Below are 14,966 nucleotides of genomic sequence, written 5' to 3' on the forward strand. Positions count from 1 at the left end.
GGCTTCAAAATGGGAGGCTGCCGCCCATGTCGAGAATATGACCCTTACAACCGCGCCGCGAGCAGATCTGGACAACGCCGCCCCCGCGAACGATCATCGGGACCATGGGAGCCTCACACTCGGGGCAACTGGAAGCCCCGATCAGCTCAGTGTGACAATGGGGACAGAAGAAATTCACCACAATGTCCGGCGGAATCTTGAATTCCGATTCGACGGTGTAACTTCCATACAGGCAGGACAGGCGCAGCCAGCCATGTTCGTTTCCGAAAGAGACCGTCACGCGGATTGAAGAATAGCCATCCACGGGATGATCTGAGTCCATCAAACTGTGATTGCAGCGGGGACAGCTCACCTCAACGGCAAAGATCCGCTGGTCGCGGAAAATCTCCACGTTGTCCAGGCCGGCTTTGGCTTTCTCCACAATCTCTTTGACCTTGACCGGGCTCACATTAGAAAAATAGTGCCCGTCCACCACAACAATAGGCCCCAGGGCACAGGCCCCCAGGCAGTTGACCGTTTCCAGCGTGAACTCGCGATCCGCTGTGGTTTCCCCCACCGCGATCCCGAGTTCCTTTTTGAACTTGTCTCCAACCGCGGCGCCCCCTCGAACGTGACACGCTGTCCCGAGGCAGACCGACGTCACGTGTTTCCCGCGCGGCTTCAGGCTGAAGGAACGGAAGAAGGTGGCGACGCCGTAAATATCCACGAGAGAGCGGCCGGTCTGTACCGCGACGGTCTTCAACGCTTCGGCGGGAAGATAGCCGTACCGGGATTGGATCTCCTGGAGAATGGAGATCAGTCCGCCCCGGTCGCCTGCATGTTTCTCGATGATGCCCGAGACGCTTATTCCAATGACACCTGGGATGGTTTCCGTGGTCATAGCCGCCTTAGTCCGGAAGTGTTTTGCGAACGTCTCCGGAAAGATGCACCACCGCGCTTATCGGTATTCCACACAGTGCCAAACCCCTCCTTCGGGCTTTGGAAAAGTGCACCCTGTTTGCTTGTCACAACTGGCGCAGAGTCCGGGAGACTTGCTGGAGTCGGCCGTTCCCGTCACAGTGCGATTCGCCCGGAAACGATCGGCCCTGGAGAGATCAACAGCGACTTTCGGCTGAATGGGTGGAAACGACACATACTCTCCACATTCTACGGGAGGGTGGTCGAGGTCCCTTGGAAAGGTACAACTGGGCCCTTCCACACAGGATGCGCAGATACCTCCGTAGACCTCAACGACTTCTTCCTGGGCTGCAGTCTTACCCTTTGGTTCCTGATCAATCTCTGGAATGACTTTTCTCAGCGTGGATGACATATTCTCCTGCCTGCCTCCCCTTGTGGTTAATCCATCTGAAAAATCTGGAGGCATTCATCAGCGTTCGTGACCGCAAGGGAGGAGTCTGGTTGTCGGCTGATGCATGCCCCCTCATGAACAGGTCCTCTCCAGTCCATGATTTGCTGTGGGTGTCACACCCAATGGCACCCACAGAGATATATGGCAACTGTTCGGCCAAACTTTACGCGATGAGTGATGAAGGAGAGGATTGCGAAGAAGGAGCAATAAGGATGACTTAACTTCATGCAGGGAGAAGGGTTGCTGAAAGAGGTTTCACCCCACTGCCTCGCCTCTCGAGAAAAGCGCCTCAGAGTTTTGACGTTGAGATGCGGAGAGGATTCGACCACCGGAGAGAATCTCTCCAGTGGAGTAGCCGAAGCGGGCATTTAACGCGAGGGTGCGATTCGGCGTTCTCTTGGGGATGTGCGTGAGATGAGGTCAGATGGGTGTTCAGTCACCAGAGATTGGGAGGTCCTTGAGTTTATCCCTAAGGGTTTTGCGATCGATTCCGAGGATTTCGGCAGCGCGGGTTTTGTTGCCTCCGACGCTTTCCAGCACATTGCGAATATACTCCGTCTCGACCTGGGCCAGGGTTCGATCCAATCCGCTGCCTCTGAGTGCCGAGAACCGCATGAGCGAGGGCAGATCGGGCACCTCGATCAGTTCGCCTTCGGTCATGACCACGAGTCGCTGAATCACATTCTCTAACTCGCGCACGTTTCCCGGCCAGTGGTAGTTGCGGAGCACCTCCAGGGCATTCGCAGAAAAACGGGGAGCGGTTTTGCCGAGCTCCTTTGCAAATTTGGTGGCGAAATGCTTGGTGAGGTGAAGAATGTCGTCCCCCCGCTCGCGCAAGGGGGGAATGTCGATGGTGATGACATTGAGTCGAAAGTACAAATCCTGCCGAAAGACGCCTTTCTTCACCAGGGCCTGCAAATCCTTATTGGTCGCTGCGAGGATTCTGACATCCACTTTTCGAGTCCGGCTGGAACCCACCATGCAGACCTCTTTGTCCTGGAGGACTCGCAGCAGTTTCACCTGCATGCCCAGGCTGGTTTCACTGACCTCGTCGAGGAAGATCGTTCCTCCGTCGGCGGTCTGAAAAAAGCCGGCACGGGTCTCGGTGGCGCCAGTGAAGGCCCCTTTGAGATGACCGAAGAGCTCGCTTTCGAGCAGTTCCTCCGGAATCCCGCCGCAGTTGACCGGGACGAATGAGGCCGACGCGCGCGGACTGTTATAGTGGATGGCTCGTGCGGCCAGTTCTTTACCCGTGCCGCTCTCTCCGGTTATCAGCACGGTGGCTAGAGTGGTGGCGGCCTTCGTGATGGCGACCGAAACCTTCTTCATGGCTTCGGACTCGCCGATCAGCCCGAGATGTGTTGGCAGAGGAGGGGGAAGCGGATGGTAGCCTGATCTCCGCACGCGCAGTTTGTCGAGGGCCCGGGAGACGGCGGCAAACAGCTCGTCGTCAGTAAAGGGTTTGACGAGATAGTCTTCGGCGCCCGACCGGACCGCTTCGACCGCCCCTCCGATCGAAGGGTATCCGGTGATCATCATGACTTCGGTGTCTTTGAAGTTTTCCCGGACATGACGGATCAAATCCAGACCGCTGATCTTGGGCATTTTGAGGTCGGTGATGACCAGGTCGACGGCGGTGGCATCCAGAACGTGAATCGCCTGGGTCACACCGGGAGCGGTGAAGACCCGATACCCCTTGGAGGCCAGGTTTCGCTGGAGGACCTCGAGGGTTTCCGGCGCATCATCGACTACCAGAATCTGTTCCTTGTCATTCGAAGATACCATTAGATTCAACCCCTTCTTTGTGGAACCCATAGGAGACCGGAAGGAGAATTTCAAATCGCGAGCCGTGACCGACCTCACTGTCCACCTTGATCGATCCCCCGTGGGCAGTCACAATCCCATGTACCACCGGCAAGCCCAGGCCGGTTCCCTCCCCGATTTCCTTGGTGGTAAAAAAAGGGATGAAAATCTGCTGCAAGACTTCCTTGGTCATTCCCGTCCCGGTGTCTTCCACGATGAGAGAGACGTGGCTGTTCGAGGCCATCGTCCTGATGGTCAACCGGCCGCCCTCCGGCATGGCTTGCAGGGCATTGACCACCAGATTGACCAACACCTGGTGGAGCTGCGAGGGATCGGCGGTCACCTTGGGCAAATCGGGGTGCAGGTCACGCACGAGCTCGATCCCCGCTTTAATGCAGCGGGTCTCAAGAAAGTAAAGGCCATCTTCGACCATCTGGTTCAAATCGACTTTATCGGTCCGGGGAGGCAATTGTCGTGAAAACAGCATGAGTTTCTTGACCACCTCACGGGCGTGGAGGGTGGCCGCAACGATTTTCTCAAGATCCTGAACAGTCTGCTGGGGCAGCTCCGCCGACTTCATGGCCAACTGGGCAAACCCCAGAATACTGCCCAGGGGTTCGTTCAACTCATGGGCCACTCCTGCAGACAGCTGGCCAATCGTCGCCAACCGGTCGGCATGACGGAGCTGGTCTTGCAGCTTGATCTTTTCCTCTTCAGCCTGGAGGCGCTCGATGAGAAGGGCCACCTCCTTGGCCACGGTGTCGATCAAGCTTCGCTCCTCCTTGAGAAAAGGCCCTTCATCGATCTCCGGCCTCTGCTCCGAGTACGTCACCTCGACAACGCCGCGATGGTCTCCGTTGGCAATGATCTCAGCCTTCTGCTGATGACATCCTTCCTGGAAGTTGGTTGAGGCATAGGTGCGGTCATCGAGAAGGATTCGGGCCGAGGCGATCTCCGGATACAACCAGGCGGGAGGAAGCAGGGCCACAATGCCATGAAGGATTTCATCCTGGGAAACGCCGGGACGTTCCACCCACTGAGAAATCCCATACAGACAGGTCAATTCTTTGACTCGTTCCCGCAGTTTCACCTGGGTGATCCGGTGGACGAGGGCGACGCCTAATATTTGTGCGATCCCTTCATACAGCTCGATTTGATCCTTTGAGAAGAAATTTGGACGAGCGCTCCTCATTTCAATCAAGCCGATCTTTTTTCGATCATCCATAATCGGGATCATGGCCAGGGAACGAAAATCTCCCGGGGCGCGCGGGGGGCGTCCGGAGACCTTCTTCCGGACCGGCGAACGATCGTTTGAGAGCTTTTGCACATCACCTATCCAGAGGCTTCCTTTCTCTGTCAGGGGCGGAAGGGTCAAAGCTCGGATGCGCCCAAGGAGCGCCGAGCGCCACGCCTTCAGAGGCAAATCCTGTCTGAGGTCTCCGTTCCGGACGCTGCCAATCCCCTGCCGGTCCGGAATCACTTCGTAATGGAACGGGGGCTTGCGACGACGCTGCAGTTCGGTCCAGTAGCAGTTGTCGTGCTCCTCTAATTGGATCGCAACAGAGTCACACTTGGAAGAAATCAATAAGATCTCTGAGACTTCCCGCAGGAAATCAATTCGCAGGAGACCTCGTGTTGCCAACTGAAGAATTCGACTCGACATGTCCCGGAAGTCGTGGACACGATGGGAGACAGGCGCCTGTGGGTGAGTCTTTCGTGATTTGGTTTTTCCTGGCGGCATTGCAGTCGGTGGGAGAAGGCCTTCCCCGCAGTTCAGACACCTGTTCACGGCGACCTTAGTCTCCGTGGAACTCCAGTGTATCACGGTTGGGGAAGTGACCGATATGGCGCGTCGCCTTTTCCGGTCCCTCGGCCGGGGAGACGGCAACACTATGCGCAATCCGCAGCCATCGAATCACGCCATGATTCTCCGGATCCCGTCTCTCAGCTGGGGAACATTGAAGTTGATCAACAAACCCTGACGTCTTCTGCTCAGTCTGAGAGAGGTGAGGAGCTGGGCTTCGTAGAGTGGGATGATAGCTTCCGTCGCTTTGATTTTAACGACGAGTTGATCATCCACGAGCATATCGATCCTTAAGCCTCCCTCCAGCCGGACTCCGTTATAGGTAATCGGGATGATGACTTGATTCTGCACCTTCGCCCCGCGCCTTTTCAGTTCATACGAGAGGCAAAGCTCATAAACTGATTTGAGCAAGCCGGGCCCAAGAATTCTGTGGACGTTGAACGCGGCGTCAAGCGTGAGGGTTGCAGCACATTCCGTTCCGAGCGATAGGGTTTCGAGTGTTGACATGGTCATGTCTTCATGAGGGGGTAGTTGAGATCGAGGGGGAAAAATTAAGCGGGGGAAACAGGCCTTCCAACACAAACCTTATCGACTTCTTTGAGGCGCGTCAAGGCTAAATGCACCATTCCACATTTATAGTGCGCAAGCTTGCTCGTGCTTCGGTTCGGCGAGGCAAGCGGCAACGTCCTAATTTGAATTTCTTGATTTTTGTTTTGCAATTGACATGATCGAATAAAACAGTGCAAATGTGAGAACTGCGACGATGAAAGTCCCAAGGTAAAAGCCGAAGATTATCTTCATGATGACATGAAGGAAAAGCAAGATACAGAGAAGGAGGGCAGAAAACAATGCCAGCAAAATGGACCATTTCAGTCGATTCATATCCATTCAAGCGCTCCCACTAAAGCTCGCCCCGACGATTGCGCTTCAATCTCAGGGGACAGTCCCTAGGGACAGGCACTAGGGACAGTCCCTTTTTATGAGGGACAGTCCCTTTTTATGCGGGACCATAAATTAGCGGACGCAGCAGGAGTGCGCGAGCTTGCTGGTTCCTTGGTTCGGCGCAGCTTGCCATGCGGAGCGAATGAGCGCAAAGCGAGATTCACGGCAGGAAAGCGGCCCGCCGCGGCGGGCCGCACTCCAAACTACGGGCCCTGACTTTGGAATTCAGGGTTAGTTCATACCCGGGCGCAGCTTGGCGATCTCTTTTCGGATGGCCAGCAGGGTCATTCCGCTTTGGCTCAAGGCCACAAATCCAAGAATCCAGAGCGGGAAGGTCAGCAGGACAAACACTACGACGGAGAAACCGGTCGCAAGCGTTTTGTCCACACCAAAGAGGGTCAAACCGACCACCGTGAAGAACTGGTAGGTGCCCACATTGGCGGGCGCATTGGGCAGAGCTGTCCCGAGATGCACAATCAGAAAAACGACCGCACCCACCCACAACGAGAGCGGCAATCCGTAAGCCCACATGACCAGCCAGAATGACACCGCTTGGAGTCCCAGCATGACCAGGGAGACGATCGTGGCCAGGTAAAACGGACGCGACAGGCCGATCGCCTTCAATCCGCCAGCAAGACCAGTCACTACCGAGCCCGCGCGACGCCACAGTCCCAAGCCTTCTGACTTCTCATCTTTCGGTCCGGGATCGGCCCTTTGCCTGCGGAGGACGACAAACACAAACAAGGCGGTAGCCACCAAAACGAGGACCCCCAGGACATCTCCGGCTTCGAGGAGGTCTTTCGGCAAGGGGACGAGGATGGCGGTGAGCCCGATGGCGAGGGCCATCCAGATACCATCAAGCCATCGCTCCACCATCATGGAGGGGACGACCGCCCTCAAGGGGACAGGAATCCATCGCGATACAAGGTAGGCGCGGACCAATTCGCCGAAACGCATCGGCAGCACTTCATTCGTAAAGAGACCCACGTAAATCGCCTGCGTCGAGCGCCAGACGGTCGTGTGTCCCACGGGGACGAGCAACAGTTTCCACCGCCACCCTTGGGCGACGTAGTTCAGAACATCCAAGAGGATGGCTAAGGCGACCCATTCCCAGCGGATGCTCTTCATGTTCCGGAACAGGTATTCGGCGCGAATATCATGGAAGACCCAAATCAAGCAGGCGAGGGCGATGGCGTATCCGGCTGCCGGTTGGATCCACCGCCGAACACCTCCCGGCCGGGAGAGAGCTGCGTCCTTCACTGTGTCGCCGACTGGATCCATTCAATGCCTTTTCGAAGAGCTCTAAAGAAGTCCGTTGTGTTTCCATCGAAACGGTGATCGTTGGCCTCAATCAGTTCAAACCGTTTGGGTTCCTTTGCGGCTGAAAACAAGTCCCGGGCCGTTGAGACAGGCACGTAGTCGTCGTGGCTTGATTGGATCATCCAGAGGGGAAGGGGAGTCACTTGCGGGAGATATTCGGCGCTTTGAAAGCGGGGTTCCTGGGGGATTTTCTTGGTCACATAAGTGAGGTAATCCGCCAACCGCCAGCCCAGAATATTAACAGGGCCCAGGCCGATGGTAACCAGTCCATTAAAGCTCTTCTTGTTCTCTGGAGCTGCCGCCGTGAGCAGGCATAACCCTGCCCCTTCCGACCATCCCACCAGGGTCAGACTTTCTTTCTTGTCCTTCACAATCAATTCTGCCATTGACTTGAAGTCTTTCATGACATCCGGAACCGTCAGGCTGGTCTTCCCGCTGAAACCTTCAAGATAACGTTTTGTGTCGAGCGCATACACATCGTTTCCCCAGGAAGCCATCGTCTCTGCGATCGTGATAGCGAAGCCTCGCCAACCCCCGTCTCCCGGAACAAAAAGGATCTTCGGACGAGGGGTCGCTGTGGAAGGGCTTCCATCGATCAAGTAGACATCTTGTTTCTGGCCACGAATGATCCACGTGTAATGGACGGGCGCGGGTCCCCCGGCGAAGCAGGCTGTCTCCGCCGCCAGGAAGCACAGAAGGGTGGTCGCGATGAGACGTCTAGGCATACAGGATTTCCTCTTCCACGGAGGCGCTGACCTTGCTCAAAGCGATGGCCAGTCGAGGCAAGTCAAGGGGGTTGCGGTAGATGGCGTATCGGGGCTCCCAGGAAGTTGCAAACTTGGCCTTGTATTGCCGCAGACCGCGGTAGCTGAAGAGAAAATTCAGATACTGGAAGAAAAAATGGACAGCTCTCTCTTCCGGTGAAGCCGCTTCCTTTTCCGCAAAACCCGACATCGGGGCCATGCCCAAATCAAATCTCTCGAATCCCTGCTCCCGTTGATGGGAAAACAGATTCAAAAAAAGGTAATCCATGATTCCATTTGGGGCGTCGGTCCTATGCCGCATGAGATCGCTGGTGGATTCCCCTTTTCGGTACGAAGGGATGATATTCACAAAGCCCAGGACCCGTTCATCTCTTCCGGCGGCGACAAACAAGGGGGTCTTGCGGATGTAATCGGGATCGAACTGGCCCAGCGTGAATCCGCGCTCGCGACGGCCGGGGATCTGCAACCATTGATTGGAGACTTCCCTGGCCTGAGCGAGCACCCCATCGGGAAGGGGAGGGTCGTATCGACGGGTGTGGATTCCGGCTTTTTCCAGCCGGTTGATGGTATGACGAAATTTCTTCATGGATTTCCCTTCCAGGCTGAATTGCGCCAGATCCACCACGGCGTCATCCCCGATCTTAAGCTTCTTAAATCCAAAGCGATAATACACGGACAAAAAATCAGGCAGGGTCTGATGAAAGCCAATCCCCCAATCGTTTTCCCTGCACATGTCGGTAAACTCGTGGATGGCTGGTCCAATTTCTTCATCCGGACCCACCGGGTCCCCCAGCACAATTGCGAAATTCCCTGCAACACGGTAAGCCAGGAAGCAGTTTTGCGACCGGGAGAAGAAAATCGATTTATCGGGCCAGATCTTGAAATAGTCTAAGGACGAGCGGCCATGTTCTTCGAGCAGATGGACCGCGTGGGCCCGTTCGTGGGGGAGCATCGCATACTGATAGATCACGGGTCGAAACAGGGAAAAGCCGGCATAGCTGAAGGCGGTGATGCCCATGACATAGAGCGAGTCGACGAACCAGTGAGCATACCTCGTGTGTGGAGTGATGGCTGGATCGCCGAGCAATGAAAAAAACAACAGGGTTCGATGGATGGATTCCCAAATGTTGAAATTAATGCCGAAATGTCTTGGATCGAGGGCCCAAAACCCAGCCACGCCGTATGCCAGGGCGATCAGTGCCGCAGTCCCGAAGCGAAGGAGTCCCCCCGGGAGATCGGGGATACTGCTCTTGACTGTGAAGCTCTTACGGTTCAACAGCAGCACGATCACAAGAACCAGTGAAAGAAGGGCATGCTCGTAGTCGCGTCCCTTCAGGAGGTGGACAATGACGGAGAGGCATCCCAGTGCCAGCACCCCTTGAAAGGCCCGCTTCTTCCGCTTGTAAATGTTGAGGGAGGAGACGGCGAGTGCAAATCCAATGAACAAGGTCAAAAATCGGCGAAGGCGGAGAAACTCCAATGGGACGACGAGTCCCCAAATCTCGCGGTGGTGGGGCAAGGCGGGATCCATCACCGAGACAATGTTAAAGAGCCCGCTTCCCAGGGTTACCAGGGCGACGATCCAGATCCATGCGGTTCGCTTCTTCATAGGTCATCGGGACAAAGGGGCGCACGAAGACCCTCTATGCTGTCTTTTGCCCATATGTCTTCTGATGCGCCGGGTAATTTCACCCGTTTATTGAGATGCCCTGTCAGGCCCATAAAGGTGCTGCACAATCCGGCAACCTCCCGGCCTGTGGCGGTCAGGGCGAAAGTTCGAAGGCCTCCTCTTTCGTTTCGGCGGTAGCACCACCGAATTCCTGCCCAAAGGCTATAACAAAAAAGGTTTCAAGGGTAGGGGCTTTTTCAGCCGGAGGACTAGCGAGGGGAGTCAATCCCGCAAGGAGGGGACCATTCCCCCCGGGTTCAGCCAGGGGGATACGGGGTCTTTCCCCGCCTGTATTGAAGGGGCTGTGGATTACGTCTACGTTAGTCGGCGAGGAGGTCGAGTTCACCCTGATCGTGCCATTCGCCTCTGCCCCGAAAATCAGTCGACCTCAGTGATGATGACTGCACGACCTTCCGGATCGCGAAGGACAGCAAAGGCTCCTCGTTCTCCCGAAACCGTTCCGTTCCCTGAAACGAATAACGGTCGAACAGCATGCCGCGCCCCCAGCTGATGAGTATCAGAAGAAACTACGTCATTATCCCCGATCATAACGGTCGAGGTGCTCCATCGTCTTCAGCCACGTTTCCTGGAGGATGTCCTCCGCCAGCGAGGGGTCCCCCGTCAGATGGACCAGGGAGCGGTAGAGTGAAGGGGAGTACCGGTTTATCAGAATGCTGATCGCCTCGCGATTTCCACCGCGAACCTGCAGTGCAATCTCCTGGTCGGTAGCTGTGGGCGATACTGGCATCGGAATATTGGCTTGTGGCCGTGGCCAATAGAAGGGCGGTCTTTCCACAATATTGATTGCGCTCATCATACCCCTGCTACGGACACCTCGAGCTGGAAGTCGCAAAATATTTCCAGTTCAAAGACTATGGGGGTGGCACGGGGAGTTTAAGTGGTTAGGCCTCTGTGGATTCAGGGAGACGACGTCCCCAGAGGGCAGTTCGCCAAGGAGAAACAACCGCTTGCAAGGTTTCCTGTCTCATCGAACGCCTTCCCCGGGCCTCAACCACCACGCCTGGGGATGGTGCGTAAATCCAATGTGGGGATAATACTCTTCGGCGGCGGGCGCAGCGAGCAGAACCAGGGTCGCTGCGAGACCCGCTTCCTGCTGTGTTCTTACAATCAGCTCCTTGCCGATCCCCTGTTTCTGGTGGGACTGCCGGACGGCCAGATCGGACAAATAAGTCACATAACTATAATCTGAGAGCGACCGGGAAATACCGACCAGAAGATCGTGGTCCCATGCCGTGATGACAAGGTTGGCGTTTTTCACCATCCGGAGCATGCGATCCTTGTCGTCGATGGGCCGGCGTTCACCCAGCGTGGATGCCCGGTACAGGTCAATCACTTCGTCGATGTTCAGGTCGTTACCAACCCTGTATTCGATCATGATTCGCGGTCCTGTTAGCTATCCTCGGATGACCACACGCTCAATGGAGCGGGCGCGGCCCATCAGTTCATCCACCTCGATCAGCACAGCGCTCAACCGCGGATCTCCTGTTGCGGTTTCGAAGCGGCGGGGCATTTGATCGAAGAATTTTTGAATGATCTGGTTCTTGTCGACGCCGATGACGGAATCGTAGGGGCCGGTCATGCCGATATCGCACAGGAAGGCGGTTCCGCGGGGAAGGATGTGTTCATCGGCGGTCGGGACGTGCGTGTGGGTCCCGACGACGGCCGAAACCCTCCCGTCAAGATACCATCCCATGGCTTGTTTCTCAGAGGTGGCCTCGCCGTGCATATCAACCAGGCGAACCTTCACGTCATCGGGGATCTTCTCAAGGGTGTTCTGGGCGGTCTGGAAGGGGCAGTCACTCGGGGGCATGAAGATGCGGCCCTGGAGGTTGATGACCGCATAGGGAATACCCTTCGAGGTCTTCCCGATAAAGAGGCCCGAGCCAGGGGATTGGGGCGGATAATTGGCTGGGCGCAGGAGGCGCGCGGTCCGCGCGATGTACTCAATGATTTCCTTCTTGTCATAAATGTGGTTTCCCGAGGTCAGCACATCGACCCCCCAGGAGAAGAAATCCTCTGCAATAAGGGGTGTCAGACCAAACCCCGCAGCGGCGTTTTCCACATTGGCGATGATGAGATCGATCTTGCGATCGCGCCGCAGGAGATCCACATGGTCGCGGACCATATCACGTCCCGGCCGGCCCACTACATCGCCGATGACCAGAATATTCATTCGATCAACCTTTCAAACGGCGTCCCAGGAAGACGCGCTGTTTCAAAACGGCAATCCGTGAGTTTACGCAAATCTCGTCGAAAAGCAAACGGAGAAAAACGACTGCAAAACGCGAATGGCCACAAAAGAGCAATAGAAACACACGGATACCTCGCCTCCAGGCAATCCAGTGTTTTTATGACTCTCTGCGGCTAACGGCGGGAAAAACCTTAGGAGTAATCCACGTGGGCCGTTGGGGTCGTCTATTTGAACCCTGCTTCAAAGGTGGGTGCCCTACTCAGCGCATTAGGCAGTCTCGCTTGGCGGGACTGAGCACACAGCGATGAGACGCGGACTCCCGTTCAAATAGTTAGGCTCAAAAATTAACGTACCACCTGACGCACCCTGCAGACTACTCCTAACCTGTGGAAACGCTGTCTCGATCTTACTACGAATCGTGCATTACGGAATCGAGTAATTTGATGCAAGCCTCGGTTTTCTCAGTGAGCATGGCGGAAAGCTCCACATTCTCCTGTTTCAACCGCTCCACCTCGTCCGCCATGGTGAGTGCGGCGAGTACCGCCACCTTCAAGGAATCGATCGTTCGCGTGGCGTCCGCAATCTCGCGCATTTTTTCGTCGAGGGATTCGGCCAGCCGCTTCACATATCCCGGATCAGGCCCCCCGCGCAGGTAGTAGGTCTGGTCGTAGATTTCAACCGGGATACTGTCGTCGGGATTATTCATTCACCGCTCACGCGATTGATGGCGCTGAGGATCTGTTCCACCTTATTCTTAACCAGTTCCCGTTCCTTTTTCAAGCCCTTAATTTCCTGCTCCAGCGCCAGCAGCTCGGAACGCAGGCGCTCCATATCACCTGTTTGATCGGCGTGCTTCTGGCGGGCGGACCTCAGCCTTTCTCCGGCCTGCTGAATCTTGCGCTCGAGCTCTGCGAACTGGTCTTTGGGGTTCACGTTTCTTTCCTTATTCTGGCACCTAGCTCTGTTTCGAGGGCACGCATCACCTTTTCGACCTGAGGTGTGACCTCCTGCTCGACGAGCGTCCGATCGGGAGATTGGAAAACGAAGCGGAGAGACAGGCTGTAGTTTCCATCACCCAGTGATGAATGATGATAACTATCGGCCGGCTTGATTTCGAAAAGGTTTTCAACCCGGAGCCGTGAAAGGGTCGTCAGTACCTTCTCAAATGAAATTTCGCTTGAAAGAACAAACGAAAGGTCCCGTTCCACTGCCGGGAAAGGGGACAAGGGGCTGAACGCGATCTGACGCAGGCCTTTCTTCAGCAACCATTCCAAATCAATTTCTGCCGCAAACACGTCCTGTTTGATTTTATAGCGTTCGAGGAGTGATGCGTCCAGCATTCCGAAGGTGGCAATGAAGTTTCCTTCGACAAAAACATCACTGGAATGGCCCTGGCGGTAAGTGTGAAACGGGTTCTCGGGTATGCGGAACTTCAAATCCGGTGTTTCAAACAGGCCCAGGGTCTGTTCGACGTCCCCCTTGAAGTACTGGAATTTGTAAGGTTCGGGGCGGACCTCATGCAGAACCTTGGGGCGGTAATCTCCCGCGGCCCCGAGCACGAGAACAGACCGTTCCACCATTTTGTTCATTTCCGATCGAAAGTAGATTTTTCCGACTTCGTACACGCGGACGTCACGCTGGCCCCGGTTCAGATTCCGGCGCACCATCTCCAGCAGTGACGGGAGGGCCGTGGGCCGCAAAGCGCCCGCGACTTCGGAAAGCGGGTTCGCCAGTTCAACCGGTATGCGCCGCGTAAATCGGGCAGCTTCTTCCACGTCAAGAAACGGGAAGGCAATGACTTCGAAATAACCCAAAGCTGCCAGACGCTCCTTCAATCGGGAGACGGCGGCGGCGGACGGAAGGTTCTGGCCGCGGGTCGAGGTCCGGAGCAGTCGGGGAGGAAACTTGTCATATCCGTAATGTCGGGCAACCTCTTCAATGAGATCAATCTCGCGGGTGACGTCATTGCGCCAGGTGGGCGTGCGCCACGTCTTGCCTTCGGGTTGTCTCGAGACGACCGTAAAGTGCAGTGAGCTCAGGATTCGATCCACTTGCTCGGACTCGACATCAATGCCGAGATGCCGTCTTAGCTCGGCCTGCCGCAAGACGAGGTCTGGAGGCGTCACCACAGTGGGATGACAATCGATGAATCCCTTTTGGATGGAACCTCCGGAAACATCCTGGATCAGCTGGGCGCATCGATTCATGGCCGTGACGGCATTTTCGATGTCGGTCCCGCGTTCAAAGCGGTGAGACGCCTCGGTGTGCATCCCAAAGGTCCGTGCGGTCTTGCGGATCGAGGTCGGCAGGAACCAGGCACTCTCAATCAGCACGTTCCGGGTCAACGTTGAAATCTCGCTCTCTGCTCCACCCATGACGCCAGCCAGGGCGACAGGCTTCACGGCATCCGCAATTACAAGATTTTCGGTGGACAGGGTTCGATCCACCCCATCGAGGGTAGTGAGATGCTCACCGTTTTTTGCGCGCCGCACGATGATCTTTCGTCCGGTGAGGCGGTACAGATCAAACGCATGCAGCGGGTGACCCATCTCGAAGAGCACGTAATTAGTGATGTCCGCGATGTTGTTGATGGAACGCTGGCCTACCGCCTCCAATTGCCGGACCAGCCAGGGAGGGGAAGGAGCCACCGTTACCCCGGTCACAACCCGGGCGCAGTACCGGTAGCAAAGTTCGGGATCGGAGATTTCGACCGTGGCGGACTCGCTCACCACACGGTCGGTCTCCTGAAAAGCGATTTGGGGAGGCTTCATAGGGAGATGGTAAATTGTGGCCACCTCTCGTGCCACTCCCCAGTGACTCAAGCAGTCACCTCGATTGGCGGTCAGCTCCAGCTCGATGACGAAGTCGTCGTCGTGAGCCTCGATCGACTCCACCGGAAGGCCGGCCATCGAGAGGTCATCGGCGAGCCTCCGGGCTTCGACGGGGACATCGACGAATTGCCTGAGCCACTGATAAGAAATCTTCATGGTACATCAGTCCGCGGATAGCACAGATTCCAAAGGAAGCCGAAGAAACCCCGATGGCGAGTCAATTCTGCGGCAGTCCGATCTTTTCTTCGATTCCCAGGTGCAATCTACGTAATC

At 56.0% G+C, this 14,966-nt stretch carries 13 protein-coding genes and 1 other RNA gene; all 14 read right to left on the bottom strand.

The genetic code is table 11. The features are described from left to right. Positions 1 to 4: 4 nt before the first annotated feature. Complete coding sequence (locus LAO21_16690; protein ID MBZ5554358.1) at positions 5 to 880, bottom strand: NAD(P)H-dependent oxidoreductase subunit E; 876 nt, start codon at positions 878 to 880, stop codon at positions 5 to 7. A 900-nt stretch (positions 881 to 1,780) separates the two neighbouring features. Next, complete coding sequence (locus tag LAO21_16695) at positions 1,781 to 3,133, bottom strand: sigma-54 dependent transcriptional regulator (GenBank protein ID MBZ5554359.1); 1,353 nt, start codon at positions 3,131 to 3,133, stop codon at positions 1,781 to 1,783. Continuing rightward, on the bottom strand, positions 3,117 to 4,793 hold the full coding sequence (locus LAO21_16700; protein ID MBZ5554360.1) for a GAF domain-containing protein: 1,677 nt from the start codon (positions 4,791 to 4,793) through the stop codon (positions 3,117 to 3,119). Before LAO21_16700 ends, LAO21_16695 begins: the two co-directional genes overlap by 17 nt. A gap of 273 nt (positions 4,794 to 5,066) precedes the next feature. Further along, positions 5,067 to 5,462 carry a GxxExxY protein gene (locus LAO21_16705; protein ID MBZ5554361.1) on the bottom strand — a complete coding sequence of 132 codons (396 nt, stop codon included), beginning with the start codon at positions 5,460 to 5,462 and terminating at the stop codon, positions 5,067 to 5,069. A gap of 666 nt (positions 5,463 to 6,128) precedes the next feature. Continuing rightward, positions 6,129 to 7,178, bottom strand: a complete 1,050-nt coding sequence (locus tag LAO21_16710) for a flippase-like domain-containing protein (protein MBZ5554362.1) — start codon at positions 7,176 to 7,178, stop codon at positions 6,129 to 6,131. Further along, positions 7,154 to 7,942 carry an alpha/beta hydrolase gene (locus LAO21_16715; GenBank protein MBZ5554363.1) on the bottom strand — a complete coding sequence of 263 codons (789 nt, stop codon included), beginning with the start codon at positions 7,940 to 7,942 and terminating at the stop codon, positions 7,154 to 7,156. The genes LAO21_16710 and LAO21_16715 overlap by 25 nt, the downstream gene beginning before the upstream one ends. Further along, entirely contained in the window at positions 7,935 to 9,590 is a 1,656-nt protein-coding gene (locus LAO21_16720; protein ID MBZ5554364.1) for a phosphatidylglycerol lysyltransferase domain-containing protein, read from the bottom strand. Before LAO21_16720 ends, LAO21_16715 begins: the two co-directional genes overlap by 8 nt. 595 nt (positions 9,591 to 10,185) lie before the next feature. Continuing rightward, the gene (locus LAO21_16725; protein MBZ5554365.1) at positions 10,186 to 10,464 is read right to left on the bottom strand and encodes a hypothetical protein; all 279 of its coding nucleotides are present in this window, start codon (positions 10,462 to 10,464) and stop codon (positions 10,186 to 10,188) included. A 171-nt stretch (positions 10,465 to 10,635) separates the two neighbouring features. Next, positions 10,636 to 11,046 carry a GNAT family N-acetyltransferase gene (locus LAO21_16730; protein MBZ5554366.1) on the bottom strand — a complete coding sequence of 137 codons (411 nt, stop codon included), beginning with the start codon at positions 11,044 to 11,046 and terminating at the stop codon, positions 10,636 to 10,638. Between the two features lie 18 nt (positions 11,047 to 11,064). Beyond that, complete coding sequence (locus tag LAO21_16735; protein ID MBZ5554367.1) at positions 11,065 to 11,844, bottom strand: TIGR00282 family metallophosphoesterase; 780 nt, start codon at positions 11,842 to 11,844, stop codon at positions 11,065 to 11,067. Between the two features lie 213 nt (positions 11,845 to 12,057). Then, positions 12,058 to 12,240, bottom strand: a non-coding RNA gene (gene ssrS / locus LAO21_16740) — 6S RNA. A 31-nt stretch (positions 12,241 to 12,271) separates the two neighbouring features. Beyond that, positions 12,272 to 12,568: a cell division protein ZapA gene (locus tag LAO21_16745; protein MBZ5554368.1), complete on the bottom strand. Its 297-nt coding sequence runs from the start codon at positions 12,566 to 12,568 to the stop codon at positions 12,272 to 12,274. Then, positions 12,565 to 12,795: a hypothetical protein gene (locus LAO21_16750; protein ID MBZ5554369.1), complete on the bottom strand. Its 231-nt coding sequence runs from the start codon at positions 12,793 to 12,795 to the stop codon at positions 12,565 to 12,567. Before LAO21_16750 ends, LAO21_16745 begins: the two co-directional genes overlap by 4 nt. After that, the gene (gene pheT / locus LAO21_16755) at positions 12,792 to 14,849 is read right to left on the bottom strand and encodes a phenylalanine--tRNA ligase subunit beta (protein MBZ5554370.1); all 2,058 of its coding nucleotides are present in this window, start codon (positions 14,847 to 14,849) and stop codon (positions 12,792 to 12,794) included. The genes LAO21_16750 and pheT overlap by 4 nt, the downstream gene beginning before the upstream one ends. Between the last annotated feature and the right edge of the window lie 117 nt (positions 14,850 to 14,966).

The organism is Terriglobia bacterium, from assembly GCA_020073085.1.
GTDB lineage: Bacteria > Acidobacteriota > Terriglobia > JAIQFV01 > JAIQFV01 > JAIQFV01.

Excerpts from the sequence above, each read along its gene's own strand:
- LAO21_16745 (MBZ5554368.1), bottom strand. The coding sequence starts at position 12,568 with ATGAATAATCCCGACGACAGTATCCCGGTTGAAATCTACGACCAGACC.
- LAO21_16730 (MBZ5554366.1), bottom strand. The coding sequence starts at position 11,046 with ATGATCGAATACAGGGTTGGTAACGACCTGAACATCGACGAAGTGATT.
- LAO21_16705 (MBZ5554361.1), bottom strand. The coding sequence starts at position 5,462 with ATGTCAACACTCGAAACCCTATCGCTCGGAACGGAATGTGCTGCAACC.
- LAO21_16695 (MBZ5554359.1), bottom strand. The coding sequence starts at position 3,133 with ATGGTATCTTCGAATGACAAGGAACAGATTCTGGTAGTCGATGATGCG.
- LAO21_16710 (MBZ5554362.1), bottom strand. The coding sequence starts at position 7,178 with ATGGATCCAGTCGGCGACACAGTGAAGGACGCAGCTCTCTCCCGGCCG.
- pheT (MBZ5554370.1), bottom strand. The coding sequence starts at position 14,849 with ATGAAGATTTCTTATCAGTGGCTCAGGCAATTCGTCGATGTCCCCGTC.
- LAO21_16735 (MBZ5554367.1), bottom strand. The coding sequence starts at position 11,844 with ATGAATATTCTGGTCATCGGCGATGTAGTGGGCCGGCCGGGACGTGAT.
- LAO21_16715 (MBZ5554363.1), bottom strand. The coding sequence starts at position 7,942 with ATGCCTAGACGTCTCATCGCGACCACCCTTCTGTGCTTCCTGGCGGCG.
- LAO21_16725 (MBZ5554365.1), bottom strand. The coding sequence starts at position 10,464 with ATGAGCGCAATCAATATTGTGGAAAGACCGCCCTTCTATTGGCCACGG.
- LAO21_16690 (MBZ5554358.1), bottom strand. The coding sequence starts at position 880 with ATGACCACGGAAACCATCCCAGGTGTCATTGGAATAAGCGTCTCGGGC.
- LAO21_16720 (MBZ5554364.1), bottom strand. The coding sequence starts at position 9,590 with ATGAAGAAGCGAACCGCATGGATCTGGATCGTCGCCCTGGTAACCCTG.